Genomic DNA, 24,947 nt, shown 5'->3' on the forward strand with positions numbered 1-24,947 from the left:
GCCACATGCGGAATAAAATCAATTTAGAGTGAACAAAGAGTTAATTATTAGAACCGGTTCCTCTGCTGTAGATTTTGCCTTATTAAAAGATGGAAAACTAATAGAACTCAACAAGGAAGAAGACGACAGTAATTTTGCGGTGGGAGATATTTTTCTCGCAAAAGTGCGAAAAACTGTTCCCGGCTTAAACGCCGGCTTCGTAAATGTAGGCTATACAAAAGATGCATTCTTGCATTATCATGACCTTGGCCCGCAGGTACTTTCTTTGCTGAAGTTCATAAAACGTGTAAGCACAGGTAAATTAAAGGATTATTCCCTTAAGGATTTTCCTTTAGAAAAAGATATTGATAAGGACGGAAGCATTGCAGATGTCTTAAAATCAAATCAATCGCTACTGGTACAGGTAGTAAAAGAGCCAATATCAACCAAAGGCCCAAGAATAAGTTCTGAACTTTCCCTTCCGGGCCGTTACATCGTACTGGTTCCTTTTTCCAATCGCGTTTCTGTTTCTCAAAAAATAGAAAGCAAAGAAGAAAAGGACCGCCTAAAACGACTTGTAAAAAGTATTAGACCTAAAGGCTTTGGAATTATTGTACGTACCGTAGCAGAAGGCAGAAAAGTAGCAGAACTGGACAACGACCTTCAGAATTTAATGAGTCGTTGGACAGGAATGTGTAAAAAGCTGTACAAAGCACCTCATCCCTCAAAAGTATTGGGTGAATTGAACAGGGCATCTTCTATTCTTAGAGATGTCTTTAATGATTCATTTACCTCTATTTGTGTAGACGATGAAACCTTGTACACCCAAATTAAAGATTATGTGAGCGAAATTGCTCCAAAGAAAGAATCCATTGTAAAATTGTACGACTCAAATATTCCCATCTTCGAAAAATTTGGGATCGAAAGACAAATCAAAACTACTTTTGGCCGCACCGTTTCTATGAACAAAGGGGCATACCTGGTCATTGAGCACACCGAAGCCATGCACGTTATTGACGTGAATAGCGGAAATCGCTCCAACAAATCAAAAAACCAGGAAGACACCGCACTCGAGGTTAACCTTATTAGTGCTACCGAAATAGCCCGGCAACTGCGCCTTCGTGACATGGGAGGGATCATTGTAGTTGACTTCATAGACATGAACAAAGCTGAGAATAGAAAAGCTTTGTACGATCATCTTAAAGAGGAGATGAGTGACGACCGCGCAAAACATAAGATTTTGCCCCCCAGTAAGTTTGGACTTGTACAAATTACAAGACAACGGGTTAGACCCGAAATGAACATCAAAACCAGGGAGGAAAACCCCAATAAAAACGGGGAAGAAATTGAAGCTCCCATCGTTTTGGTCAACAGGATCAACCAGGATTTGCAAAAGCTTCTAAAGAAAGACTATAAAAAGATCACTCTAAGTGCACATCCTTTTATAGCAGCCTTTTTAACCAAAGGTTTTCCATCACCCCGCTCCAAATGGTTCTTCGACCATAAAAAGTGGGTTAAAATAGTACCAAGAGATGCTTACACGTATCTTGAATACCACTTTCACGACAATGCCGGGGAAGTGATTCAATAACAAAAAGAAACGCCTTTCATTTATCTGGGAGGCGTTTTTTTTTGTTCATAGTATTGAGATACTAGATATGAGAATTGAGATGAGTATTACATATCTTAGACCGCTTCGCTTTAAGATTTAAGCGCAAAAAACAAGATATTTTATCAATTTGTCTAAAGTTACTGCAGGCTTAAAATTGTATTTTTGACCTCCAATTTTGAATCATATATCTTGAACAAAGAAGCTGGAAAATCATATACCGTCAAGGAAGCCACTCTTAAGCTGATGCAATACTGCGCTTATCGTGACAGGTCACAGAAAGAGGTTGAAGATAAGCTTCTTGAAATGCGTATGATCCCTGCTGCCCGTGAAGAGATCATCATAAAACTGATGCAGGAAGATTTTCTCAATGAAGAACGTTTTGCCCGCAGTTTTGTACGGGGTAAATTCCGGATAAAAAAATGGGGACGATATAAAATTCAGCAGGAGCTAAAAGCCAGGGAAATCTCTTCTCCCATTATAAAAATGGCCATGACCGAGATTGAGGAAAGTGTTTACACAACCACACTCTATGAGCTTGCAGAGAAAAAACTCAATCTTCTTTCTGAAGAAGATAAGTTCAAATTAAAGAAAAAGCTGGGTGATTACCTCATCCGGAAAGGTTACGAAAGCTCCCTGGTCTATGAAGTTACAGAAGACCTTATACAGGTATAAGTTTCAAAAATGAGAGCCAGATTTGCCCTTTTTAAAGGTTTCTGCCCGTTTGTTCGTTCTTTTAACAGCCTGTTTGTTCTTGTAATCTATCCATTTCTGGCCTTTCCACCTGCGCATCGCATTATCAAAATGTCGCATAAAAAACAGGTTATATAGTGCTTTACCCAGGTTTTCAATATTTCTTGGTGCTGCACGCAGGCTCATAGAAAAACCCGGGGTGAGATAAGTCATTTGATGCCAGTAGCCTTCGGGCATGTAAAGCGTTTCTCCATGCCTAAGCTCGGTTACCATTCCTTTGGCTTTCCGAAGCGCAGGGAATTGATCTAAATCGGGGTTCATGAAGTCGATATCTTCGCGCGTAATAAGGGCATGAGGCACTTTATAAAGATATTTTGTTTCTGAAGGGGGAAAGAGAATACAGCGTTTCCTGCCATGAAAATGGAAATGCAGAATATTAGCATAGTCTATGTCGTAATGCATAAAGACTTTGGAATTCTCTCCGCCAAAGAACAGCATAGGGATCTGCTTTAGGATGCGCAGCCCTATTTTTGGAAAACTAAAATCCTTTTGAAGCCCAGGAACTTCGCGCAGCAAATGATAAAGAAAAATCCGATAGCTGGTGGGGCCTTTTTGGATAAGATCAATGTACTCGCTCATCTTCATATGAAGATGCGGCTCATTAAATTTATATTTTGAAGAAATAGTCTTTTTACCATCAAAAAGAGGCACGGTTTTATCTCCTGCCACCTCCCTGATGTATTCGAGATTCCATTTGATATAAGCGGGCCAGTCTTCTATTAGCTGCTCTATAACCACCGGCTTTTGCGGTTTTACATACCTCTCTAAAAAGTCTTTTTTGGAGATCTTTTTTTCTCTTGGGATTTCAGCTAATTCAAGTCTCTCTTTCATCTTTCCCTATTTCCTGTTTAATGAAGGGCCTACATTATTCGTCTTCTGCCGGGCAGCAATAATTATTGATTTCAAGGCTCTTTTCCCCACACCGGTTAAATTTAGTTGCCATGAAATAATTACCTGATCAAAAATAATCAAAAGCCCCTGTTTGGAAGGCCAAAATAGAGAACTTTCTCTCATTTCTAATAAAAGCTGGCTTGGTTAATATTTGGGATCAACAAAATTAGCCAAACCTAAATTACCGGAACCTCAGCCACCTATTTTTCCCTGTAATACAAGTTCAGAATAGAATCGAGAGGTTCATTTTGTGAAAGCTTCGCCTTGAGCTTTTCAAGCACATTAGAAGAAATTAAATGTTTCAGTGGCTGCTCAACCTGTTCAAAATTCTCAAAAGCATCCTGTAGCTGCCGGTCCCATTCCTCGTGATACTTCAAAAGATCATCGGGATAAACAGTATCTCGCCCGGTACCTTCATCTACCGCTTTAAAGGGTTCAGAAATGTTCAGATATCCGTAATCATCGGTCAATTGTTCTCCCGGCTGAATATCCCGAACGGCAACCTCAAAATCGTAAGCCGAAGAAAGGCAATTGGCGTTGAAGCTATGGTTCACGTACTTGGCAAGATCCCAGCAAAGCACATATTCCCCTTTATTATTCCGGAAGGAATATTTATCCACCTGCTCCTGTACGTGTGGGTGCATACGTTCTACCTCGCCGCCAGTAAGCACCCGATCTAGCGGATCCTGCACCCAGGTAATGGTTCCTTTTGGAATAAATTTTTTAGCCACTACCCCATAGCCAATGATCTCATTAATAAAACGCACTTCTGTATCTGGATGCATCATAAGCAACTGATTTTCTTTCTAAAGTACAAAAATTGGATTGGCAACGTAAAAAATTTTCAGCTTCAGGAATATTTTAAAAACCTCATATTCTGTAGCTTTCTGCGGAAGGTTTCAATAATACTTCCGAAGAAAAATGGTGGAAAGAAATTTAAATCAGCAAATAATAGCTTGTTTTGTTTAAAGCTGAAAAATTAATTTATAAGCAATCCAATTAACCCAGGTCACTTCAGCTTAAATTCATGTTTACAGTTTGTGCAGTGATAATTTCTTTTCATGTAGAGAGGCAGGGCAATTACCAGAAATGAGAGACAAAAAAAGAAGAAGGATTTAACACTTTTGACACTGGTAAAGATTTCAACTTTTGAGCTGTTACAATACGGGCAGCTAATTTGCCTGCCCACATCATCAACAGAGTATTTACTAACAGCGGAAAGCACCCGAAGAGCCTCTTCCCGGTCTTCTTTGCGAACCCTTAGCTTCACCCCGCCAATGGCGTTGCTCACCAGCGGATCTGTGTCTATGGTATGATTATCTATCATGAAAGTTTGGATCCCTTCAGCCTCTAACCGGCCTTTAAGGATCTGGGCTTCCGCCGAATATTGAAAAACAGCAACGTTTGAAAATTCTTCTCTCATAATACCATTTTTAGAACCTCTGTTAAGCCTGAATAATCCCCTTTTGAATTGAAACTGTGTATTTTTAATGTTAACTTAGGCATTAGAAGCTAAGTTAAGAATAAAATGGAGCTACTGGACTTCGGATTAAGAATTGGTGCGGCCCTGCTTGCAGGATTATTTATTGGAATAGAGCGGGAAATTCACAACAAGAACGCAGGTCTAAAAACCAATGCTTTGGTTTCCCTGGGAGCGGCAGTTTTTGTTCTTAGTTCCCTTAGTTTTGCCGGGGATGATTATGTTGATACCACAAGGGTAATTGGGCAGGTGGTGACAGGTATTGGCTTTATTGGTGCCGGGGTAATTTTGCACAAAGGGACAATTGTAAGGGGCCTCACCACAGCTGCAACCGTTTGGTGTAGCGCCGGAGCCGGATGCCTTGCTGCTATTGGAAAGTTTAAAGAACTTTTTCTACTGGTTGCAGTAATTGTATTTGTCAATGTAGTCTTTAACCCGGTAGACCGTTTTATATCAAAGGTCTTTGGTCATGAAGAGGAAGAGAAGATAGATGACTAATATTTTTCTTTGTCATGATCCATGTTTCGGGGCAGGCTAATGTTTTTACCAGTTTTTCTGTATTTGCCTTCCAGATCATCCATAATGGTCTTTTCCCAGAGTTTATTTCCTTTAATGTAAGAAGCCTTGCCTATAAGATGGGCCCCAACTGGAGCAGTTAATAGGATAAAAATTATAACTGCCAAAACGCGGGTGGTTGTTGAGAGGTCATTAAAGTAGACGGCTGCAGCCAGTAAGATCAACCCTATACCTAAAGTTGCTGCTTTGGTGGTCACTGCCATTCTAAGATAGGTATCGGGCATTCGCAGGATTCCAACACCGGCCAACAGTACAAAAAGAGTTCCCAGGGTTGCTATAATTCCTATAATTGTATCTACTATCATTTGTCCCTGTCTTTACGTTTTTGAATATAAAAAGAGTACGCCACCGTAGCCAAAAATCCAATAAGGGCCAAGATTAGTGCGATATCTAAAAAAGTGGGTTGATGAGATAGGATGCTGTACACGGCTATAACACCAATTCCCATGGTTACCAGCAGGTCTACTGCCACTACCCTGTCGGAGATTGTGGGCCCTTTAAAGAACCTGAAGAAAACCAGCAAGATCGCAATAGATAGTGCCGGCAGGATTATATAATATAAATAATAGTCTAATGTCATGAAGAGATCTCTAAAATGCGTTTTTCAAATCCGTTCTTGATTTCCCTGATGAATTCTTCCCTGTTTGTGATATACATGGAATAAACGTACAGCACCTTTTTATCTTCGGAAACATCAAGGCTAAGCGTTCCCGGAGTAAGCGTGATCATATTGGCCAATAGGGTGATTTGCGCATCAGACTGTACGTCAAGAGGGACTCCCACAATACCGGGCGTCATATGCAGCTTTGGTGTGCCTACTTCCCAGGCCACCTGTACATTTGCCTTTACCAGCTGGTAAAGAAAGTAAAAGAAAAAGCCTATAAGTTTTGGCACCAGCTTAAAATACCTGGCACGGCCGCTGCCCCGGGTGATGATAAAAAGCACAAAATAACTGAGGATAAATCCGAATAAAATATTGGCAATAGTAAAGCTTCCGGTAAGCGCCACCCAGATAAATGTGAGGAGTAAATTTGCTAAAAACCGGTTTTTCATCTTCTTTTATTTACTTAGTACCGTATTAATATATTCCTGATTGTCCATAAGTTCAAATGCAATCCTTTCAGCCAGATTTTGAATATTCCCTGCCCCAAATCCAAGATAAAGACTTACAATAGAAAGGAGAATAATTGGCGCCAGCATTTGAGTCTTTTTAATATTCGTCAACTTATTAAAGTACGGAAAATTCCGCACTTCAGGTAATTTCTCTCCCGTCTTCCAAAACACTTCTCCCCACAGCTTAATAATTACAACCAGGGTTATAAAGCTGGCAAAAATTATGGCTCCTATTACTATATAATTCTCTGTAAACCATCCTTCAGATATCAAAGAAAGCTTAGGCCAGAAACCTGATAAAGGCGGTATCCCCACCAGGGAAAACAGCGGGATTGCAAACAGCAGGCTTAACTTTGGATGATCGGCGTAAAAATCTCCCAGTTTCCTGATGTTGTGGTTTGCCTTGATCTTGTAGATCACCCCACTCATCATAAACAGGTTTGTTTTCACCATGATATCGTGAATAAGGTAAAAAATAGCTCCTGCTATGGCCATTTCGGTCATCATTCCCAGACCGGCTATCATATAACCTATATGGCAAATCACCAGGTAAGAAAATATCTTTCGGATGTTATTCTGAACAATTGCACCTACAGCACCACTAAAGAGCGTAAGAACGGCTACAGCGAGCAGAACGTTCTGCAGGAATGGGTCTACTTCAAAAATGAGCGTAAACACCCTTATCAAAGCGTATACACCCACTTTTGTGAGTAAGCCTCCAAAAATGGCAGAAACAGCCGATGGCGGGGTGTGATAAGAGGCCGGCAGCCAGAAGTAAAGCGGAAACAGTGCCGATTTAATTCCGAAGCCAACTAAGAACAATAATGCATTTACCTGCACAAGAGTACGATTCTCTACTGCTGCAACCTTTGATGCCAGATCGGCCATGTTAAGGCTTCCTGTGAGTCCGTACAGAACTGCTATGGCAGTAAGAAATACAATTGAAGCCAGGATGTTAAGTGTGAAATATTTTACAGCCCCTTCAAGCTGTGCCTTCTCGCCCCCAATTGTGAGCAAGACAAAAGAGGTGATAATGATAATCTCAAACCACACATAGAGGTTAAAGATATCACCAGTAAGAAAAGCACCGTTTAACCCCAGCAACAGAAAATGAAAAATGGGGAAAAAACCGAATTTTAAACGGGCCGGAATGACAGATCCGGCCGAGAAGCTGGACACTGCAACACCTGCAATAGCAGTAAGCAAGACAAGGGTTGCTGCAAAAGTATCGGCTACAAAGGTTATACCGAATGGCGCCTCCCAGTTTCCTGCCTGTATAGAAAGTGTTCCTCCCTGCCACACCGTAACAAACAACCATATGGCCATTCCCAGGTTTATTAGGCTTCCCAATATGCTTACCACTCTTTGCCACCTAATTCGGCTCCAAAAGAACATGAGCACAATTGCCAGGAGCATTTGTGTTATAAGGGGATAAATAACTAACTGTTCGATCATGAGTATTCGTCTGTTGCGTTCATTTCATCAAGATCATCGGTCTTCACCACTTTATGAGCTCTTTTTACAAGCACAATAGCAAATGACTGCAAACCAAAACTGATGACAATAGCTGTAAGTATAAGTGCCTGCGGAAGCGGATCGGAATAAGCTTCAAGAAAAACTTTTGAATCTCCGGGGATGATAGGTGGTGAGCCTTTGGCTATGCGACCAAGAAGGAAAATAAGCAGGTTTGCTCCATTTCCTAAAAGGATAATGCCAATAATGAGCTTCACTAAACTGCGCCTAAGAATCATATATATGCCCGAAGCATACAGCGTACCCACCATGATCGCTAAAAGTACTTCCATAGGTTATACAGATTCAGATATAGTGAATATAATAGTTAAGGTCACTCCCAGTACTACCAGGTAAACGCCAATATCAAAAAACAGGGCCGATCCTAAATTTCCCACTATGGGTAAATGATGAGGATACCATAAACCGGTCATAAGGGGTTTTCCTGCAAAGATGATGGGAGAAACACCACTTAAAAAAGATACGGTCAACCCTGTAGGCATTAAAAACCCGGGATGAAATCTTATCAGCTGCCGTGTATCTCCAAGTCCGTTTGCAAAAGCATGCAGTACAAAAGCAATAGAAGCAATCAAACCTCCCACAAAGCCTCCACCCGGCAGGTAATGACCTCTAAGCAGTATGAATACCGAGAACACAAGAAGCAACGGCAACATATAATTGGAAGCGGTACGTAGTATAATTGTCTTCATGTTTTAATCTTTTAGTTCCCTGTCATCTCTTTTCAACCTAAGCTTAAGCAGGCTGAATACTCCTATGGCTGCTATGGTAAGCACCGATATTTCCATTAGCGTATCAACCCCTCTAAAATCTACCAGGATAACGTTGACCACATTCTTCCCTTTTGCCATGACATAGGCATTATCTGCATAGAAATTACTCACTTCTTTGTTCACCGGTTCTCCCAGGACTTCAAGAGCGATGAGTGTAATAAGAATACCAAAAGAAACTGAGAGTACCCCGTCTATGGCTTTCATCTTATAATCGGAGATTGAAAGATACTTCGGCAGACTCGAAAGTACCAAAACAAATAATATCACCGTAAGGGTATCAATAGAGAACTGCGTCATTGCAAGGTCGGGTGCGCTGTATATCACAAACATGAGGCATATAGCATAACCTACAACCCCCATGGCTACCACGGCTGTTAATCTCGATCTCGCCCCTACCACAAAAAGTATTGCCAGGAACATGATTCCCATGATGATCATTTCATAATAGGTCATTCTTGAGAACGAAGAAAAATCTATAGGTATCCCGTCATGGTCAGAAAAAAGAGAGTATCCTACCAGCACCACCAGGAACAGTATGATTGTGGAAACGTAATTCCGAAGAAAACCATTTTGGAAGATGCGCGTCCACCAGTTTGAAAACGTCCTGAAACTATTTCCGAAGTTGTTTACCAGAGTAAGAGGCGCAATAAAGTCAAATCGTGCCACACCTTTTTCTTTGGCTTTAGATGGTTTTACAAGAAAGTACAGGAGAAAACCGACTCCCAGGGTAAGAGCACTTAATCCCAATACGGTGTTGAAACCGTGCCACAACTTGAGATGCAGCTCAGAATCATCTATTCCCACTGCATTTACTACCGGCTGAACCAGTGGCCCGTCTATGAGGCCGGGGAAAATACCCACAATCAATCCAAGCACCGCAAGGATCACCGGGGGAAGCCACATGAGAAAGCTGGGCAGGTGCACTTTTGAAAAACTTTCAAGAAGTTTACCCGTAAAAGGTTTTATTCCGGCAACAAAGCCTGCATAAAGCACCAGGATATTTGTGGCTATAGCTAAAACTGTAAGAACTATGGCCCAGGAGCCCATATGAAGTGTAGATTCATAAACCAGGTCTTTTCCTACAAACCCCACAAAAGGCGGCATTCCCGCACTGGATAGTGCAGCCAGAAAACCTGCAATTGCAACAGGGAACATCACTTTACGCAATCCGGCAAGACGAGTGACATCTCGCGTACCCGTTTCGTGATCAATAATACCTGTTACCAGGAATAAAGTGGCTTTATAGAGCGCATGAACAATGATATAAACAGCCGCAGCCGTCAAAGCATATTCTGTTCCCAACCCAATAAGAAAGACCAGGAGTCCCAGAACCGCAATGGTAGAATAAGCCAAAACTCCTTTAAGATCGGTCCTGAAAAGGGTGTGCACGGCAGCATAGAACATGGTAATTCCCCCCACAGTAATAAGCGTGGTATTCCAAATATCCTCTCCTCCCAATACAGGTGTAAATCTCAACAAAAGATAAATCCCTGCCTTGACCATGGTAGCCGAATGCAGGTAGGTAGATACCGGAGTTGGCGCCTTCATAGCTCCCGGAAGCCAAAAATGGAATGGAAACTGCGCCGATTTTGTGAAAGCTGCCCCAAAAATGAGAAGGACAATCCAGAGGTAAGATTCGCTTTGAACAATGCTGTCGCTAAGCCCCACCATCTCACTAATACTGTAAGTCCCTGCCACGCCTCCCAGCAATAGCGCCCCCGCAAGTAAAAGAAACCCTCCAGATCCTGTTATAGCAAGAGCAAGCACAGCCGATTTTCGTGAGGCTTCACTTGTATTATTAAACCCAATAAGAAAAAAGGAACTTATACTTGTCAACTCCCAAAAGATAAACATAGAGAGCAGGTTGTCGCTCAAAACAAGGCCCAGCATGGCACCCATAAACATACCAAGATACCCGTAAAACCTGTCCAGGTAATCATGCCCCTTTAAGTAGGCCGCGGTATAGGCAAAAACCAGGAATCCAATTCCTGTAATTAAAAGCGAAAACAGCAGGGAAAGCCCATCGAGAGCAAAGTCGAGATTGAGCCCCAAACTTGGCACCCACTCGTAATTGGCCCTTATCACCTCGCCATTGGCTACCTGTGGGATAAACGAAAGAAAGTACAGGAACAACACCAGCGGAACGAGTGATGAAAGTACAGCAAGTTTACCTTTGAAAAATTTTCCGGCAAAGACCAGGAAAATGGAAAAGATAAAACCTAAAAGTATAGCTGAAAGCATAGGGAACGTTCAAATAACTGGAAAGACAAATATAGCAGGAAAAACTGAGGATTTAAACCCATTGACGCTTTTTACGACTACCGAATTTCAAAAAATTGTGAGATTTATGTACAAAAAATGTGGAGGAAGTTGTCTTTTATTTAATTCGGGGGAACTACAACAGCTTCTGCAGCAGAAATTTTCTTTCTGAAACTCAGGTACTTTCAAACTACAAAAGATCTGCTGCTGCTCAAACTATAGATAATTCCTTCAGGAGCAGCAGTCTCCCCAAATTTTTCTATTTTCAGGCAAAATTTTTTCTATGCGTATCCTTATCCTTTTTCTCCTTGCAACTTCCGTTTGTATTGCCCAGAAAAACACCTACCACATTTCGTTTGAAAATGCAGAACACCACGAGGCCAACATTAAAATTTCATTTCCCGATCTTGAGCAGGATAGCCTTATCGTGCGAATGAGCCGCACCTCTCCCGGCCGTTATGCCCTGCATGAATTTGCCAAAAATGTCTACGGGGTAAAGGCAACAAACACTAAAGGGGAACAACTGGAGATTTTAAGACCCGACCCCTACTCCTGGATTATTACAGGTCATGACGGACAGGTAAATCTTGAATATATTCTCTTCGGAAACCGCGCCGACGGAACTTATACTCAAATTGACCAAACCCATGCGCACCTTAATATTCCCGCCACTTTTATGTATTCAGAATCTCTGAAGCAAAGGCCTGTAGAAGTCATTTTTGACACCCAACAATTTCCTGATTGGAAGATCGCAACCCAGCTGAAGCAAATTGACGGCAATACATATTACGCCCCAGATCTTTATTACTTCATGGACAGTCCTACTGAAATCAGCAATTTTGACAGCAGGGAATTTGAAATTGACGGGCAGGTGGTAAGATTTACACTGCACCACCCCGGTACTTCTCAGGAATTTGATGAATACTGGGAAAAGACCAAAGAAATAGTAAGACAGCAAAAAGCCATTTTTGGAGAGTTACCAGAATTTGACTTCAAAAAATATACTTTCCTGGCCTGTTATATGCCACAGGTTTCTGGCGACGGTATGGAACACAGGAACAGCACGGTCTTAACCAGTACATCAAGCCTGGCAGAAGGCGGAATGGATGGCAACATTGGCACTGTTGCACACGAGTTTTTTCATGCCTGGAATGTGGAAAGGATACGACCCCAATCTCTTGAACCTTTCGATTTTACTGAAGCTAACATGAGCGGCCTCCTATGGTTTGCCGAAGGATTCACCAGCTACTACACCGGGCTCACCCTTACCCGCGCAGGAATAATCACTCCTGAAGCTTATGCCAAAGGCCTCAACGGCACCTTCAATTACGTGTGGAATTCTCCTGCACGAGCATATTTTAACCCGGTAGAGATGAGCTATCAGGCGCCGTTTGTAGATGCAGCGGCTTCTATTGATCCTGTAAACAGGGAAAATACATTTATCTCCTACTATTCCTACGGAAGCATGCTCGGCCTGGCTCTCGATTTACAGCTGCGTCAAAAAGGGCAAAATCTTGATGCTTTTATGCAACTGGTTTGGGAAAAATACGGCGAACCCGAAATTCCGTATGAGCTGAAAGATCTTCAGAATGTACTTGCCGCATACGCAGGAAGTGATTTTGCTGAAGATTACTTCGGAAAGTACATCTACAAAAGCGAAATGCCGAATTATGAACAACTACTTGCTGAAGTTGGACTCCTTCTAAAAAGGGATTCCAAAAATGCCATTTTTGGAGCCTCAGTTCAAAAGGATGATGAAGGTTTTTACATAAACAGCAATCCGAAGAAGAATGCTCCAGCCTACAAGGCCGGACTCGATATTGGCGACCGGATTTTATCTGTAAATGGCACCACTCCCAAAGCAGATAGCTCCTGGGAAGATGAATTCGGGCAGTATAAACCGGGAGACCAGCTAAAACTTGAAATTGAACGCTTCGGAAAAAAGATGCATAAAACTATCACTTTAGAAGCTGATCCTAGCTTTGAGATCTCAATAGATAAGAATGCTTCTTCAAAAGCTGTAATAGCCAGAAAGGAATGGTTGTCAGCAAAATAAAGTTTTGAGCTGTTGGCAATTAAATTTTGACCTATGGCTTGGTTCTACAGAAAAGCCTGGGCTAAAGACCTTACACCTCAATTTAATTTTGCCCCGGACTGAAGCCCGGGGCAGTTTATTATGAGGAATGTCGCTCCTCTGGAGCTCTTTTATTAGCGGATTGCTCTTCTACTATAAATATGCCGCCTCTCCGAGGCTCAATTTCCAAAACTCCTTCGGATTCGCCACAGACTAATAAACATAGATGGCCTCCGGCTTCAGCCAGAGGATAAAGAAAATTTCCTTCAAAAGGGTTTTAACCAAAGGATGCTCCTAAGCTCCGGAGGAGCGGCACACCATCTGCAGCATATGAAAAATTTTCATCCCGGCTTTAGCCCAAAAATGTCTCAAACCTCCGGAGGAGCGACATATTCATAGAAGAATCATCTTTTAAAAAAGGAACTTCAGAGGAACGGCATACCATTATCCTAAGCTCCGGAGGAGCGGCACACCATCTACAGCATATGAAAAATTTTCATCCCAGCTTTAGCTCCGGAGGAGCGACATATTTATAGCTAATCAAGGGCACTTCAAAAATGGAGCTCCAGAGGAGCGGCATTGTCAGCTAATTTTGAAACAAAAAATCCCGTTGCTTTCACAACGGGATTTTTAAAATATATTTCTTTTCAGCTTAGTCAGCCAGAACGATGACCTTATTATCTTTCATCTCTACCACTCCACCTTCTACAGGAAGGATTAGGATCTTACTGTCAGTTGCATCTCTTTTGAAGCTTTTGGCAAGATCTTCAGAATTTACAGGATGAGAATGGGTAAATACTTTGATCTCCCCTTTTGAAAGCACCGAAACTATGGGGGCGTGGTTGTTCAACATCTGGAACTGCCCTTCAACTCCCGGCACACTCACAGAATCAACTTCTACACTAAGCAAAACCGCTTCAGGAGTAACTATTTCTAAATACATATTTCTTTAGTATTGAGAATTGAGTATTGAGTAATTAGATCAAGAAATATCTCAATACTAACTACTCACTACTCAATACTATTAAGCTTCAGCTAACATTTTCTCACCGGCTTCGATAGCCTCTTCGATAGTACCTTTAAGGTTAAAGGCAGCTTCGGGCAGGTGATCAAGCTCTCCATCCATGATCATGTTGAATCCTTTGATGGTGTCTTTAATGTCTACAAGTACTCCTTTAAGACCTGTAAACTGCTCGGCTACGTGGAACGGCTGAGAAAGGAAACGCTGCACCCTTCTTGCGCGTGACACGGCCAGTTTATCTTCTTCAGAAAGTTCTTCCATACCAAGAATGGCAATAATATCCTGAAGTTCTTTATATCGCTGTAGTAACTCTTTTACTCTCTGAGCACAATTATAATGATCGGCACCAAGAATATCAGCTGTAAGAATACGTGAAGTAGAGTCAAGAGGATCTACCGCAGGGTAAATACCAAGCTCGGCAATCTTACGTGAAAGTACAGTTGTTGCATCAAGGTGGGCAAAGGTCGTAGCCGGTGCCGGGTCTGTCAAGTCATCTGCAGGTACGTAAACCGCCTGTACAGATGTAATAGATCCATTCTTGGTAGAAGTAATACGCTCCTGCATCGCACCCATCTCTGTTGCAAGTGTAGGCTGGTAACCTACCGCAGATGGCATACGTCCAAGAAGTGCAGATACCTCAGAACCTGCCTGTGTGAAACGGAAGATGTTATCTACGAAGAAAAGTACGTCTTTCCCCTGACCTTCTCCGGCTCCATCACGGAAGTATTCAGCAATGGTAAGACCCGAAAGAGCCACACGAGCACGTGCCCCTGGAGGTTCGTTCATTTGCCCGAACACGAAAGTAGCTTTAGAATCTAAAAGTGCATTTTTATCTACTTTTTGAAGATCCCATCCGCCTTCTTCCATAGAATGCATAAAGTCTTCTCCATATCTAATAATTCCAGATTCAAGCATCTCTCTCAAAAGGTCATTTCCTTCTCTGGTTCTTTCACCAACCCCGGCGAATACCGAAAGACCACCGTGACCTTTTGCAATGTTGTTGATCAACTCCTGGATAAGTACTGTCTTACCAACCCCTGCACCTCCAAAAAGACCAATTTTACCTCCTTTTGCGTAAGGCTCAATAAGGTCAATAACCTTGATCCCGGTAAATAGAACTTCAGTAGAAACAGATAGATCTTCAAATTTTGGAGCCTCTCTGTGAATTGGCAAACCTTTCTCTGCGGCTTTAGGTATATTACCAAGACCGTCAATAGCATCACCAATCACGTTGAACAAACGACCAAAAACTTCCTTACCAATTGGCATCTGGATAGGCGCTCCAGTTGCAAGCACCTCAACCCCCCGGCTCAAACCATCGGTAGAATCCATAGAAACTGTTCTTACTGTTTCTTCTCCAATGTGAGATTGAACCTCAAGAACCAATACAGATCCATCTTTCCTGGTAATTTCAAGTGAATCATAGATCCTTGGCAATTCAGCATTCTCTGTGTCAAACTTAACGTCAACAACAGGGCCGATAACCTGTGCAACTTTACCTGTAACTTTAGACATTATCTATTCCTTTAATATTGAGTTTTTATAAATACCTAAAAAAGAACCAGTAACAACTTTTAAATCTTCATAAAAAGCCGTTGTCTTTTTCAGGCTGCAAAGATAGTTTTTTTGTATAAAAGTCTCTAAGAGAAATAATAACTTTTTCACTAAAGCGCAATCTGGATCTTTCCGAAGTAAAAACACCTTCCAAAAATGACATTTTTAGAAGGTGTTAAAGAAAGAAAGTCCGCAAGAGTTGCTGACTTTCAGAAAAACTTCAGCAATAAAATTTTATTCTACTGTAACCGATTTTGCAAGGTTCCTTGGCTGGTCTACATTTTTACCCAACATTACTGCAATGTGGTAAGAAAGTAACTGCAACGGAATCGTGGTAATAAGCGGTGTAAGCGACTCGATAGTATCGGGTACTTCGATCACGTAATCGGCAAGATCACGCACACTAGTATCTCCTTCAGTAACTATCCCGATTATTTTACCCTGTCTGGATTTTATTTCCTGAATATTACTTACCACCTTTTCATAATGTCCTTTTCGGGTAGCGATCACCACTACAGGCATCTCTTCATCAATAAGAGCAATAGGGCCGTGTTTCATTTCGGCAGCAGGATAACCTTCAGCATGAATGTAAGAGATCTCCTTAAGTTTTAAAGCTCCTTCCAAAGCAACGGGGAAGTTAAACCCACGACCAAGATACAGGCAGTTGCGTGCATCTTTATATTTGAAAGCTACTTCTTTTATATGATCATTTCCCTGTAGCGCGATCTCTATTTTTTGAGGAATAGTTTCGAGCTCCTGCAGGTGCATATGGAAATCGGTATTCGACATACTTCCTTTAGCCTTAGCAAGCTTTAAAGCGATCAAGGTAAGTACGGTGATTTGCGTAGTAAAGGCCTTTGTTGAAGCCACCCCAATTTCGGGACCTGCGTGGGTATAAGCGCCCGCATTGGTCTCTCTTGAAATGGAAGATCCAACCACGTTACAGACCCCAAACACAAAAGCTCCTTTTTCTTTGGCAAGCTTAATAGCCGCCATAGTATCGGCTGTTTCCCCACTTTGAGAAATAGCGATCACAACATCATCTGAATTGATAATTGGATTACGGTATCTAAATTCTGAAGCATATTCTACTTCAACAGGAATACGCGCAAGATCTTCAAAAATGTACTCGGCTACCAGCCCGGCATGCCATGAGGTACCACAAGCCACAATAATAATTCGGCGTGCATTGAGAAAACGTTCAAGGTTATCATCTATCCCTGCCATGCGAATAATACCTTCTTCTGCATGTAACCTTCCACGGTAGGTGTCTTTTATTGCATTGGGTTGCTCATAGATCTCCTTGAGCATAAAGTGATCAAAATTGTTCTTTTCGATTTGCTCCAGGTTGAGCTGCAACTCCTGAATATAAGGATCGACCAGGGAATCATCCTGGATCTTTCTCACCTTTACTCCTTTGTCGCGTCTTACCACAGCCATTTCACCATCTTCAAGGTAAATTGCATTATTGGTAAATTCAATAAACGGAGAGGCATCTGAAGCTATGAAATATTCATCTTTCCCAACGCCAATCGCAAGCGGACTTCCTAAACGAGCCACCACAATTTCATTGGGCTTCTTCTTGTCAAAAACAGCTATGGCATAAGCCCCTACAGTTTGATTAAGTGCAATTTGCACAGCTTTACCAAGCTTGACGCCTTCTTTGGCAATAACATCTTCAATAAGATTCACCAAAACTTCGGTATCGGTATCAGACTCAAATTTGTATCCGCGCTTGGTCAATTCTTTTTTAAGACTCTCATAATTTTCAATAATCCCGTTATGGATGATCACAAGATCTCCGGAATTTGAAAGATGAGGATGGGAATTGACATCATTAGGTACACCGTGAGTTGCCCACCTGGTGTGACCAATGCCAAGTGTACCCGAAGTACTATCGAGTTCACTCTCCATCTTCGCCTTAAGATCGGCTACCTTTCCCTTTGTCTTACTTACTTTTAAATTTTTGTCATCATACAGTGCTATGCCCGCACTATCATACCCCCTGTACTCCAGTCTTTGAAGTCCTTTCAATACAATTGGATATGCTTCTCTGTGACCAATATATCCTACTATCCCACACATATTCTAATTCTTTGGTTCTGTATAATAAATCTTCAGCTTGAGGCGCTTATCCTCATTCTGTGCATCCGGGCCATAAAGAACAGTAGCCTCTGGTGTTATTAAAGCACCCCCCGGAACTCTATCCACTTCAGGATTAGCCGAAGGCAATACTTTGTATGTCGATATTAAATTTACATTTTGTGTTACTACCAGCCCCAGCTTAACATTTGTAGAATCCTGATTTAAAAGCTGATCTACATATCGGGTAATCCTGACCTTGTAACTTATTCCCTTCCCATCTTCATCTCTTTCTAATGGTTCGAGATGGCGACGGTTTGAAACTGAAGCCATGCCGTTTGGCTGCCCGTTTGCATCCAAAATATAATCGGCCAATATAGTATTATTCTTTAAATCATAAAGATAGACCCTCTCAGCCTCATCTACATCGCTAATGTAATCTCTATTCACAAAGAATTCGAGATGTGCTTCATTTATGAGCCAGTTATTCTCCCTTAGCGCTTCAAGTTCATCTGAAACCCCATCGTTATTAGCATCGGGGCCAGAGAAAAGATCTATGACCGCCATAGAACCTTCCCCACCTTTAAGGTAGAGATTTTGGTCGTCATACTGTGGTGCTTCCTGCTGAAAAGTATTTACCCGCACACCACCAAAGTCTAAACTAAAGGCTCTTCTTCCTTCAATAAGTTCTTCCCTGTCTCCATCATCGTCGGAATCATTCCCATCAACAATTTTTGTCTTGTAGTAAATAGTAATTCCGGCATCTGAATCAAGTAGATTAAGTAGCATCATCGCACCACCGGCGCCTACTTTATCAGCTTTTAAATAAAGCCCCCTAAAGTAGTTCCTGAAGTTATCCTGATTAAGCAAAACCGAACTACCTGCCTTGTCAAGAATCTTCTTCTGGAAGAAATCGTTTTTCAGCTTCAACCTTAAAGCCGGAGCCATAACCACAGTATCTGCAACCCCCATAGCATCAACACTATACTCCAAATAGCCTTTGGAAGAAGGAATAAAATTATCCCTCTCGTAAATTGGCTCCGGATTGATGTTGTTCATGATCTTTGGCTCCAGATTGGAATAATACTTCTGGGTTTGCTCAAAATTTGTGTCGGGATCGTAATTATTCAGAAAGTAACCAGATTCGTAAACTGAGAGCCTGATGGGGGTGCTTCCGTAAACAGAATCGAGAACATACTCCACCTTGTCATTCTTAAGTACTTCATGAGAAAAATAAGGAATAGTAAGCACCACACTGTCAACCACAGGATCGGTCCCAAAAGAAGGATCCAATGAGCTAAGTTCGAGGTTAGACAGCACGCTTGCTTCCTGTGTTCCAAAAACATTATCGGTATAAACCCCAAGAAGGTTAAGAGGCAAACTGTTGGTTTGTACAGGAGGAAGATCGTAAGAATGTGCAGAGATCAATGTTTCATCATAGACACTGGCATCAAAGCCAGGTTCTCCAATTACATCACTCCCAAGAGTTTGAAAATCATCTTCGCAAGCTCCAAACAAAAAAACAACAGCCAAAACTGTTGTTGTTTTCAACATTATATTCTTTAAATTCATTGATTTTTTTCTAATTATGATAGCACCTTTGTGGTATAAAATTCCTGATAAGCCTGGGCAAATTCTTCCCGGTTCTTATAACCTAATACCGGCTTGTCAAGTTTACTCAAATATTTCTTTAACTCATCGGGAATATTATCTCCGGCGATAACAACAGCATCAGAATTATCTACGGCTGTTTTCATTATATTCACGTAAGAGGGTTTCTTAAGGTGTTTCACCTGTTCGTTTTCAAGACCATCAAATAAAACTTTCTTATACATTTGATTATCTAACGTTCCATCAAAGTCCTGATTGTATACCGAGGTAACAATTTTTGCTTCATTGAACAAAGGCTCGTTGCCATAATAGTTGCGAAGATATAGTGGCAGCAAGGAAGACAACCATCCATTCACGTGTATAACATCTGGTGACCAGTTGAGTTTTTTAACAGTTTCAATCACTCCTTTCGCGAAGAAAATAGCTCTTTCATCATTATCGGGGAAAAGGTTCCCCTCTTCATCTGTAAGAGTTGCCTTTCTTTTAAAATAATCTTCGTTGTCTATAAAGTACACCTGCATTCTCTCTTTGGGAATAGATGCTACTTTAATAATTAGTGGCATATCAAGGTCGTTGATAACCAGGTTCATTCCAGAAAGTCTAATGACCTCATGAAGCTGATGCCTTCTCTCATTGATGTTCCCAAACCGGGGCATAAATATGCGAATTTGACCTCCTTGGTTGTTAACCATTCGGGGGGCTTCAAAAGACATAGATGAAATTTCGGTTTCGGGCAAGTAGGGAATAACTTCAGATGATACGTACAATATCCTCTTATCTTTCATAGGATCACTTTAATGCTGTTATAAAATAAAAACACGCAAAAATACAAAATTTTATGCAGATTGCCAGTATTATATTAAGTTTGCAGGCCCTTAATTTTGGAATAAGATGCAGATTTTAAAGGAGAAGGAAGCTCTCAGGAAGCTGGTTAGAGCCTTAAAAAATAACCGGCACAGTATAGGTTTTGTTCCCACCATGGGAGCATTACACGAGGGTCACCTCTCTCTAATTGAACAGGCCCTTTCTACTTGTGATAAGGTAGTTGTAAGTATTTTTGTCAATCCCACGCAATTTAATAACCCCGAGGATCTTCAAAAATATCCGCGCACACTCGAGAAGGATGTGGAGCTCATAAAAAAGTTGAGCGATGATGTAATTGTCTTTTCCCCCACAGCATCCGAAATGTATGGCGACAGCATTTCTTCGGAAGAATTTTCCTTTGACGGGCTGGAATATCAAATGGAAGGAAAGTACAGGAGTGGCCATTTTAACGGGGTAGGAACCATCGTTAAAAGGTTATTTGAAATGGTAGAGCCCGATAAAGCCTTTTTTGGAGAAAAAGACTACCAGCAATTACAAATTATAAAGAAACTGGTAGAAAAACAGGGATTGAATGTTGAAGTGATAGGCTGCCCTATATACCGGGAAAAGAACGGATTGGCCCGAAGTTCCCGCAATGAAAGGTTAAGCGCCGGCGAACGACAAAAGGCTGCATTCATTTACGAGATTCTGCAAAAAGTGAAGGAGGATTTTGGCACAAAAAGTGCTAAAGAGATTACCACCTGGGTGTCTAACCAGTTCGAATCTCAACCCGGCCTGCTTCTGGAATATTTTGAAATAGCCAATGCAGACAACCTGTTGAGTGTACAGGAAGAAGATATGACAAAGAAGTATCGCGCCTTTATTGCCGCCTATTCTGGCGACATCAGGTTAATTGATAATATAGCTTTAAATTAGCAGTATGCAAATCCACGTTGTAAAATCAAAAATTCATCGCGTAAAAGTCACCGGTGCAGATCTTAACTACATTGGCAGTATTACTATTGATGAAGATCTTATGGACGCAGCCAATATCATTGAAGGTGAAAAAGTGCAAATCGTGAACAACAACAACGGTGAAAGACTTGAAACCTACGCAATCCCGGGGCCCCGCAACAGTGGCGAGATCACCCTTAACGGTGCTGCGGCCCGCAAAGTGGCAAAAGGAGATATCCTTATTCTTATCACCTACGCTATTATGGATATTGAAGAAGCTAAAAGTTTTAAGCCCTCTCTTGTGTTCCCTAACGAAGAAACCAATCTCCTCAATTAACTCTTGAAGAAAAAAATTTTCAGGTTATCGAAAACTTTTCTTCCCCTATTACTGGGAATCTTTTTGATATGGTATTCCCTTAGCAGCGCAACTCCCCTGGAGCGACAGGAACTATGGAACAACATTCTCCTTGCCGACCTAAAATGGGTTTTTTTAAGTGTTTTCTGCGGAATACTATCTCATCTTTCCCGTGCCTATCGCTGGAAGTATCTTCTGGAACCATTAGGATATAAGCCCCGGCTTGCCAACAGTTTTATGGCTGTAATGGGAGGTTATCTCGCAAATCTGGGTGTACCAAGATCTGGTGAAGTATTGCGTGGAGCAACTATTTCTACATATGAGAATGTTCCTTTTGATAAAGCTTTTGGAACCATAGTTTCAGAAAGAATAGCCGATTTGGCAATGGTGCTGCTCATTACCACCTTCGGCTTCCTCATTCAAACCGAAAACCTTATCAATTATTTCGAAAACAACAACATCAACCCTTTCCTCTCCATGGGGATACTGCTTGTGCTTATCATTATTGGTGTCTTTTTTCTCAACCTGGTGCGGCGTTCTAATCACCCTTTAATGATCAAAATAAGAGATTTTGCACGGGGATTGCTTGAAGGTATGCGCAGTATTGTAAGGATGAAGAAGAAAAAAGAATTCCTTTTTCACACCCTCTTTATCTGGACCATGTACCTGTTGATGTTCTACGTCATCAAATACGCTATTCCCGAAACTAATTCGCTGTCTCTGGCAGGCTTCATGGCTGCCTTTATTGCCGGCTCCTTTGCTATTACCACAACTAATGGAGGGATAGGGGTTTACCCCATAGCAATGGGTGCTGTCCTGCTTCTTTTTGGGATCAATCAACAGGCCGGGGAAGCCTTTGGATGGATCATGTGGGGATCCCAAACCCTTATGGTAGTTATTCTCGGCGGACTTTCCTTCTTATTTCTTCCAATTTACAATCAAAAGAAATAAAATTTTATATTGCCTTAGGAAACAAACCTACTGCATATGAAGAAATTATACATTTTAGCCTGCCTGTTTTTAATAGTCCAATTAAGTTTTTCACAAACCATTTACAAGACCATAAATTCTTCAAAACTTGGAGAACAAAGGGAACTTAAAATTCAGTTACCCCGCAATTACGACCAGAATACCGATAAAATTTACCCGGTGATCATAGTTCTTGACGGAGACTATCTTTTCGAACCTATGGCAGGGAACGTCGATTACTATTCTTATTGGGATGAAATACCCGAAACCATCGTAGTAGGCGTTAACCAGGTGCGAAGCAGGCATGATGACTGCTCTTACGACCCCAGGAATTTTCTTCCCGAGAAAAAAGGCGCCCAGTTCTTTGAATTTTTAGGCATGGAACTGCTCCCTTTTATTGACAACAACTACCGCACTTCGAGGTTTACGGCAATTGCAGGGCATGACATTACTTCAAATTTCATCAACTACTACCTCTTCAAACCTAATCCAATCTTCAAGGCTTACATCAATTTAAGCCCTGATTTGGCTCCCGAAATGAGCAACAGGATCGCACAATCTCTTTCAAAAGCCGAAGCGCCTTGCTGGTACTACCTCGCAACAGGCTCCAATGACGTCCCCGATCTCAAAAAACAGATGACCGCCTTTGATCAACAACTGTCTGTGATAGAAAATAAGAATCTGCATTACGATTTTGAGAGTTTTGAAGCTGCTAATCATTACACATTAATTGCAAATGCACTACCACGGGCCCTGGAGCACATTTTTCAAACATATAAGCCTATAAGCCTCGAAGACTACGATAAGGTGATCGCCCTTGAAGGTTCAGCTTTCGAATATCTTCTTGAAAAATACAACCTTATTGAAGGAAATTTTGGTATTCAAAAGCCCGTAAGGATAAATGATTATCTCGCTATTGGTAAGGCTTTAGAGTACCGTGAGCAGTGGGATGAACTGGAAAAACTCGGTGAACTCGCCCAAAAACAATATCCCAACATGGCGCTGGCCAATTATTACCTCGCCCGATCTTATGAAGCCAATGGCCGACCTAAAAAAGCTATGAAAACTTACCAAAGTGCTTATGGGAAAGAAGAAGTGGCCTTTATTACGGTGGATTTTATGCTGAAAAAAGCCGACCTAATTAAACAAGATTTCGGTTATTAGCAGCTCATTTGAAGCAACTCATCAATGGCTAAATCGAAGACCCTGTATTACTGCCAAAACTGTGGCGCACAACACAGCAAGTGGCAGGGCCAGTGCAATTCCTGTCGCGAGTGGAATACTCTGGTTGAAGAAGTAGTACAAAAAACCGAAAAAAAATCCTGGAGTAGTGACGCTGCGCCAGGGGTTCGAAAAATAGCAAAACCGCTGCGGATTTCTGAAATTGAGGTATCTAAAGAAGAGCGGCTCAAAACCAATAATCAGGAACTGGACAGGGTGCTGGGCGGCGGCATAGTTCCCGGATCTCTTACCCTTTTGGGCGGGGAACCCGGAATAGGAAAAAGTACGCTGCTGCTTCAAATCTCCCTTAATTTATCATACAAAACCCTGTACGTTTCTGGCGAAGAGAGTCAGCAGCAAATTAAGCTTCGGGCGCAACGTATCAACCCAGATTCCGACAATTGCTTCATTCTTACAGAAACAAAGACCCAGAACATTTTTCAGCAAATAGAAAAGCTGCAGCCCGAAATCGTCATCATTGATTCCATTCAAACTCTTCAAACCGATTACATTGAAAGCGGCCCCGGTAGCATTTCCCAAATTCGCGAATGCACCGCCGAGCTTATTAAATTTGCGAAAGAAACGGCTACACCGGTTATTCTTATAGGCCATATCACCAAAGAAGGAAGCATTGCGGGGCCAAAAGTCCTTGAGCACATGGTTGACACGGTGCTACAGTTTGAAGGCGATCGCAATCACGTTTACAGGATTTTAAGAGCGCATAAAAACCGTTTTGGCTCCACCAATGAACTGGGAATTTATGAAATGCAGGGGAACGGCCTTAGGGAAGTGAGTAATCCTTCAGAAATCCTTATTTCTAAAAATGAAGAAGACCTGAGCGGTACCGCTATTGCTGCCACCCTTGAAGGAATGCGGCCTTTGATGATAGAAGTGCAGGCGCTGGTGAGTTCGGCGGTTTATGGCACTCCGCAACGCTCAGCGACAGGCTACAATGCCAAGCGGCTCAATATGCTGCTGGCGGTTCTTGAGAAAAGGGCAGGTTTTAGGCTGGGCGCCAAAGATGTTTTCCTGAATATTACCGGAGGAATTTCAGTTGATGACCCTGCACTCGATCTCGCTGTGGTTGCTGCCATACTCTCTTCAAACGAAGATATTGCCGTGCCCAAAGACATCAGCTTTGCAGCCGAAATTGGTCTGGCAGGCGAAGTTAGGCCGGTAACCAGGGTTGAACAACGCATTCTTGAAGCCGAAAAACTTGGCTTCAGCAGTATCGTGGTTTCTTCCCAAAATAAATTTCCAAAGAGTAACTTCGGAATAAAAATTCAAAAAGCTTCAAAAGTGGAAGATGTCGTGAGCTTTCTCTTCGGATAAAAAGCCT

General features: G+C 41.8%; 24 protein-coding genes. 9 read left to right on the forward strand and 15 right to left on the reverse strand.

Features of this window, described 5'->3' with window-relative positions; all coding sequences use genetic code 11:
• The first annotated feature begins 28 nt into the window (after positions 1-28).
• Positions 29-1,570 carry a ribonuclease E/G gene (locus V5739_RS06140; RefSeq protein WP_266069999.1) on the forward strand — a complete coding sequence of 514 codons (1,542 nt, stop codon included), beginning with the start codon at positions 29-31 and terminating at the stop codon, positions 1,568-1,570.
• 210 nt (positions 1,571-1,780) lie between these two features.
• A complete protein-coding gene (locus tag V5739_RS06145; protein ID WP_423820051.1) occupies positions 1,781-2,263 on the forward strand; it encodes a regulatory protein RecX in 483 nt (160 codons plus the stop codon).
• A gap of 3 nt (positions 2,264-2,266) precedes the next feature.
• Here V5739_RS06145 and V5739_RS06150 read toward each other — a convergent pair whose 3' ends face one another.
• From V5739_RS06150 to V5739_RS06160, 3 genes are all read right to left on the reverse strand, one after another.
• Positions 2,267-3,172, reverse strand: coding sequence for a cupin-like domain-containing protein (locus V5739_RS06150; protein WP_423820052.1), 906 nt, complete (start codon positions 3,170-3,172; stop codon positions 2,267-2,269).
• 260 nt (positions 3,173-3,432) lie between these two features.
• Positions 3,433-4,020: an SET domain-containing protein gene (locus V5739_RS06155; RefSeq protein WP_423820053.1), complete on the reverse strand. Its 588-nt coding sequence runs from the start codon at positions 4,018-4,020 to the stop codon at positions 3,433-3,435.
• Positions 4,021-4,241: 221 nt separating this feature from the next.
• Positions 4,242-4,655, reverse strand: coding sequence for a DUF2007 domain-containing protein (locus tag V5739_RS06160; protein ID WP_423820054.1), 414 nt, complete (start codon positions 4,653-4,655; stop codon positions 4,242-4,244).
• Between the two features lie 105 nt (positions 4,656-4,760).
• Between V5739_RS06160 and V5739_RS06165 the strand changes: the two genes are divergently transcribed.
• Entirely contained in the window at positions 4,761-5,210 is a 450-nt protein-coding gene (locus V5739_RS06165) for an MgtC/SapB family protein (RefSeq protein WP_423820055.1), read from the forward strand.
• On the opposite strand, the gene mnhG is transcribed toward V5739_RS06165, so the two are convergent.
• From mnhG to V5739_RS06200, 7 genes are read right to left on the reverse strand one after another with little or no spacing between them, the layout of a single operon-like run.
• Complete coding sequence (gene mnhG, locus V5739_RS06170) at positions 5,207-5,593, reverse strand: monovalent cation/H(+) antiporter subunit G (RefSeq protein WP_423820056.1); 387 nt, start codon at positions 5,591-5,593, stop codon at positions 5,207-5,209. The two genes, V5739_RS06165 and mnhG, sit on opposite strands and share 4 nt — an antisense overlap.
• Positions 5,590-5,868, reverse strand: a complete 279-nt coding sequence (locus tag V5739_RS06175) for a cation:proton antiporter (protein WP_423820057.1) — start codon at positions 5,866-5,868, stop codon at positions 5,590-5,592. Before V5739_RS06175 ends, mnhG begins: the two co-directional genes overlap by 4 nt.
• Entirely contained in the window at positions 5,865-6,341 is a 477-nt protein-coding gene (locus tag V5739_RS06180) for a Na+/H+ antiporter subunit E (RefSeq protein ID WP_266070006.1), read from the reverse strand. The genes V5739_RS06175 and V5739_RS06180 overlap by 4 nt, the downstream gene beginning before the upstream one ends.
• A 6-nt stretch (positions 6,342-6,347) precedes the next feature.
• A complete protein-coding gene (locus tag V5739_RS06185) occupies positions 6,348-7,856 on the reverse strand; it encodes a proton-conducting transporter membrane subunit (RefSeq protein ID WP_423820058.1) in 1,509 nt (502 codons plus the stop codon).
• Positions 7,853-8,206 (reverse strand): Na+/H+ antiporter subunit C, encoded by a 354-nt coding sequence (locus V5739_RS06190; protein ID WP_266070008.1) that lies wholly within the window; start codon positions 8,204-8,206, stop codon positions 7,853-7,855. Before V5739_RS06190 ends, V5739_RS06185 begins: the two co-directional genes overlap by 4 nt.
• Positions 8,207-8,209: 3 nt before the next feature.
• The gene (locus V5739_RS06195; protein ID WP_266070009.1) at positions 8,210-8,623 is read right to left on the reverse strand and encodes a Na+/H+ antiporter subunit B; all 414 of its coding nucleotides are present in this window, start codon (positions 8,621-8,623) and stop codon (positions 8,210-8,212) included.
• 3 nt (positions 8,624-8,626) lie between these two features.
• Positions 8,627-10,945, reverse strand: a complete 2,319-nt coding sequence (locus V5739_RS06200; RefSeq protein WP_423820059.1) for a putative monovalent cation/H+ antiporter subunit A — start codon at positions 10,943-10,945, stop codon at positions 8,627-8,629.
• Between the two features lie 301 nt (positions 10,946-11,246).
• On the opposite strand from V5739_RS06200, the gene V5739_RS06205 reads away from it, so the two are divergent.
• Positions 11,247-13,019 carry a M61 family metallopeptidase gene (locus V5739_RS06205; RefSeq protein ID WP_423820060.1) on the forward strand — a complete coding sequence of 591 codons (1,773 nt, stop codon included), beginning with the start codon at positions 11,247-11,249 and terminating at the stop codon, positions 13,017-13,019.
• A 670-nt stretch (positions 13,020-13,689) separates the two neighbouring features.
• On the opposite strand, the gene V5739_RS06210 is transcribed toward V5739_RS06205, so the two are convergent.
• The 5 genes from V5739_RS06210 to V5739_RS06230 all read right to left on the reverse strand — a co-directional run bounded on the left by V5739_RS06210 (position 13,690) and on the right by V5739_RS06230 (position 20,090).
• Positions 13,690-13,980 carry a FoF1 ATP synthase subunit delta/epsilon gene (locus tag V5739_RS06210; RefSeq protein WP_423820061.1) on the reverse strand — a complete coding sequence of 97 codons (291 nt, stop codon included), beginning with the start codon at positions 13,978-13,980 and terminating at the stop codon, positions 13,690-13,692.
• Between the two features lie 81 nt (positions 13,981-14,061).
• Positions 14,062-15,573, reverse strand: coding sequence for a F0F1 ATP synthase subunit beta (gene atpD, locus V5739_RS06215; protein WP_423820062.1), 1,512 nt, complete (start codon positions 15,571-15,573; stop codon positions 14,062-14,064).
• A 273-nt stretch (positions 15,574-15,846) separates the two neighbouring features.
• On the reverse strand, positions 15,847-17,697 hold the full coding sequence (gene glmS, locus V5739_RS06220) for a glutamine--fructose-6-phosphate transaminase (isomerizing) (RefSeq protein WP_423820063.1): 1,851 nt from the start codon (positions 17,695-17,697) through the stop codon (positions 15,847-15,849).
• Between the two features lie 3 nt (positions 17,698-17,700).
• Complete coding sequence (locus V5739_RS06225; RefSeq protein ID WP_423820064.1) at positions 17,701-19,248, reverse strand: DUF4270 domain-containing protein; 1,548 nt, start codon at positions 19,246-19,248, stop codon at positions 17,701-17,703.
• 32 nt (positions 19,249-19,280) lie between these two features.
• Positions 19,281-20,090, reverse strand: coding sequence for a glycogen/starch synthase (locus V5739_RS06230; RefSeq protein ID WP_265164961.1), 810 nt, complete (start codon positions 20,088-20,090; stop codon positions 19,281-19,283).
• 106 nt (positions 20,091-20,196) lie between these two features.
• Here V5739_RS06230 and panC point away from each other — a divergent pair, with 106 nt between their 5' ends.
• From panC to radA, 5 genes are read left to right on the forward strand one after another with little or no spacing between them, the layout of a single operon-like run.
• Complete coding sequence (gene panC, locus V5739_RS06235) at positions 20,197-21,045, forward strand: pantoate--beta-alanine ligase (RefSeq protein ID WP_423820065.1); 849 nt, start codon at positions 20,197-20,199, stop codon at positions 21,043-21,045.
• A 4-nt stretch (positions 21,046-21,049) separates the two neighbouring features.
• Positions 21,050-21,400 carry an aspartate 1-decarboxylase gene (gene panD / locus V5739_RS06240; protein ID WP_266070019.1) on the forward strand — a complete coding sequence of 117 codons (351 nt, stop codon included), beginning with the start codon at positions 21,050-21,052 and terminating at the stop codon, positions 21,398-21,400.
• 3 nt (positions 21,401-21,403) lie between these two features.
• Entirely contained in the window at positions 21,404-22,369 is a 966-nt protein-coding gene (locus tag V5739_RS06245) for a lysylphosphatidylglycerol synthase transmembrane domain-containing protein (protein ID WP_423820066.1), read from the forward strand.
• Between the two features lie 36 nt (positions 22,370-22,405).
• Positions 22,406-23,551 carry an alpha/beta hydrolase-fold protein gene (locus V5739_RS06250; protein ID WP_423820067.1) on the forward strand — a complete coding sequence of 382 codons (1,146 nt, stop codon included), beginning with the start codon at positions 22,406-22,408 and terminating at the stop codon, positions 23,549-23,551.
• Between the two features lie 24 nt (positions 23,552-23,575).
• Entirely contained in the window at positions 23,576-24,940 is a 1,365-nt protein-coding gene (gene radA / locus V5739_RS06255) for a DNA repair protein RadA (protein WP_423820068.1), read from the forward strand.
• Positions 24,941-24,947 lie beyond the last annotated feature (7 nt).

This window comes from Salinimicrobium sp. TIG7-5_MAKvit (assembly GCF_049569215.1).
GTDB classification, from domain to species: Bacteria; Bacteroidota; Bacteroidia; order Flavobacteriales; family Flavobacteriaceae; genus Salinimicrobium; species Salinimicrobium profundisediminis.

Bases quoted from the DNA above. Each gene is read 5' to 3' on its own strand.
- V5739_RS06150 (WP_423820052.1), bottom strand. From the start codon at position 3,172: ATGAAAGAGAGACTTGAATTAGCTGAAATCCCAAGAGAAAAAAAGATC.
- V5739_RS06155 (WP_423820053.1), bottom strand. From the start codon at position 4,020: ATGATGCATCCAGATACAGAAGTGCGTTTTATTAATGAGATCATTGGC.
- V5739_RS06160 (WP_423820054.1), bottom strand. From the start codon at position 4,655: ATGAGAGAAGAATTTTCAAACGTTGCTGTTTTTCAATATTCGGCGGAA.
- V5739_RS06165 (WP_423820055.1), top strand. From the start codon at position 4,761: ATGGAGCTACTGGACTTCGGATTAAGAATTGGTGCGGCCCTGCTTGCA.
- mnhG (WP_423820056.1), bottom strand. From the start codon at position 5,593: ATGATAGTAGATACAATTATAGGAATTATAGCAACCCTGGGAACTCTT.
- V5739_RS06175 (WP_423820057.1), bottom strand. From the start codon at position 5,868: ATGACATTAGACTATTATTTATATTATATAATCCTGCCGGCACTATCT.
- V5739_RS06180 (WP_266070006.1), bottom strand. From the start codon at position 6,341: ATGAAAAACCGGTTTTTAGCAAATTTACTCCTCACATTTATCTGGGTG.
- V5739_RS06185 (WP_423820058.1), bottom strand. From the start codon at position 7,856: ATGATCGAACAGTTAGTTATTTATCCCCTTATAACACAAATGCTCCTG.
- V5739_RS06190 (WP_266070008.1), bottom strand. From the start codon at position 8,206: ATGGAAGTACTTTTAGCGATCATGGTGGGTACGCTGTATGCTTCGGGC.
- V5739_RS06195 (WP_266070009.1), bottom strand. From the start codon at position 8,623: ATGAAGACAATTATACTACGTACCGCTTCCAATTATATGTTGCCGTTG.
- V5739_RS06200 (WP_423820059.1), bottom strand. From the start codon at position 10,945: ATGCTTTCAGCTATACTTTTAGGTTTTATCTTTTCCATTTTCCTGGTC.
- V5739_RS06205 (WP_423820060.1), top strand. From the start codon at position 11,247: ATGCGTATCCTTATCCTTTTTCTCCTTGCAACTTCCGTTTGTATTGCC.
- V5739_RS06210 (WP_423820061.1), bottom strand. From the start codon at position 13,980: ATGTATTTAGAAATAGTTACTCCTGAAGCGGTTTTGCTTAGTGTAGAA.
- atpD (WP_423820062.1), bottom strand. From the start codon at position 15,573: ATGTCTAAAGTTACAGGTAAAGTTGCACAGGTTATCGGCCCTGTTGTT.
- glmS (WP_423820063.1), bottom strand. From the start codon at position 17,697: ATGTGTGGGATAGTAGGATATATTGGTCACAGAGAAGCATATCCAATT.
- V5739_RS06225 (WP_423820064.1), bottom strand. From the start codon at position 19,248: ATGTTGAAAACAACAACAGTTTTGGCTGTTGTTTTTTTGTTTGGAGCT.
- V5739_RS06230 (WP_265164961.1), bottom strand. From the start codon at position 20,090: ATGAAAGATAAGAGGATATTGTACGTATCATCTGAAGTTATTCCCTAC.
- panC (WP_423820065.1), top strand. From the start codon at position 20,197: ATGCAGATTTTAAAGGAGAAGGAAGCTCTCAGGAAGCTGGTTAGAGCC.
- panD (WP_266070019.1), top strand. From the start codon at position 21,050: ATGCAAATCCACGTTGTAAAATCAAAAATTCATCGCGTAAAAGTCACC.
- V5739_RS06250 (WP_423820067.1), top strand. From the start codon at position 22,406: ATGAAGAAATTATACATTTTAGCCTGCCTGTTTTTAATAGTCCAATTA.
- radA (WP_423820068.1), top strand. From the start codon at position 23,576: ATGGCTAAATCGAAGACCCTGTATTACTGCCAAAACTGTGGCGCACAA.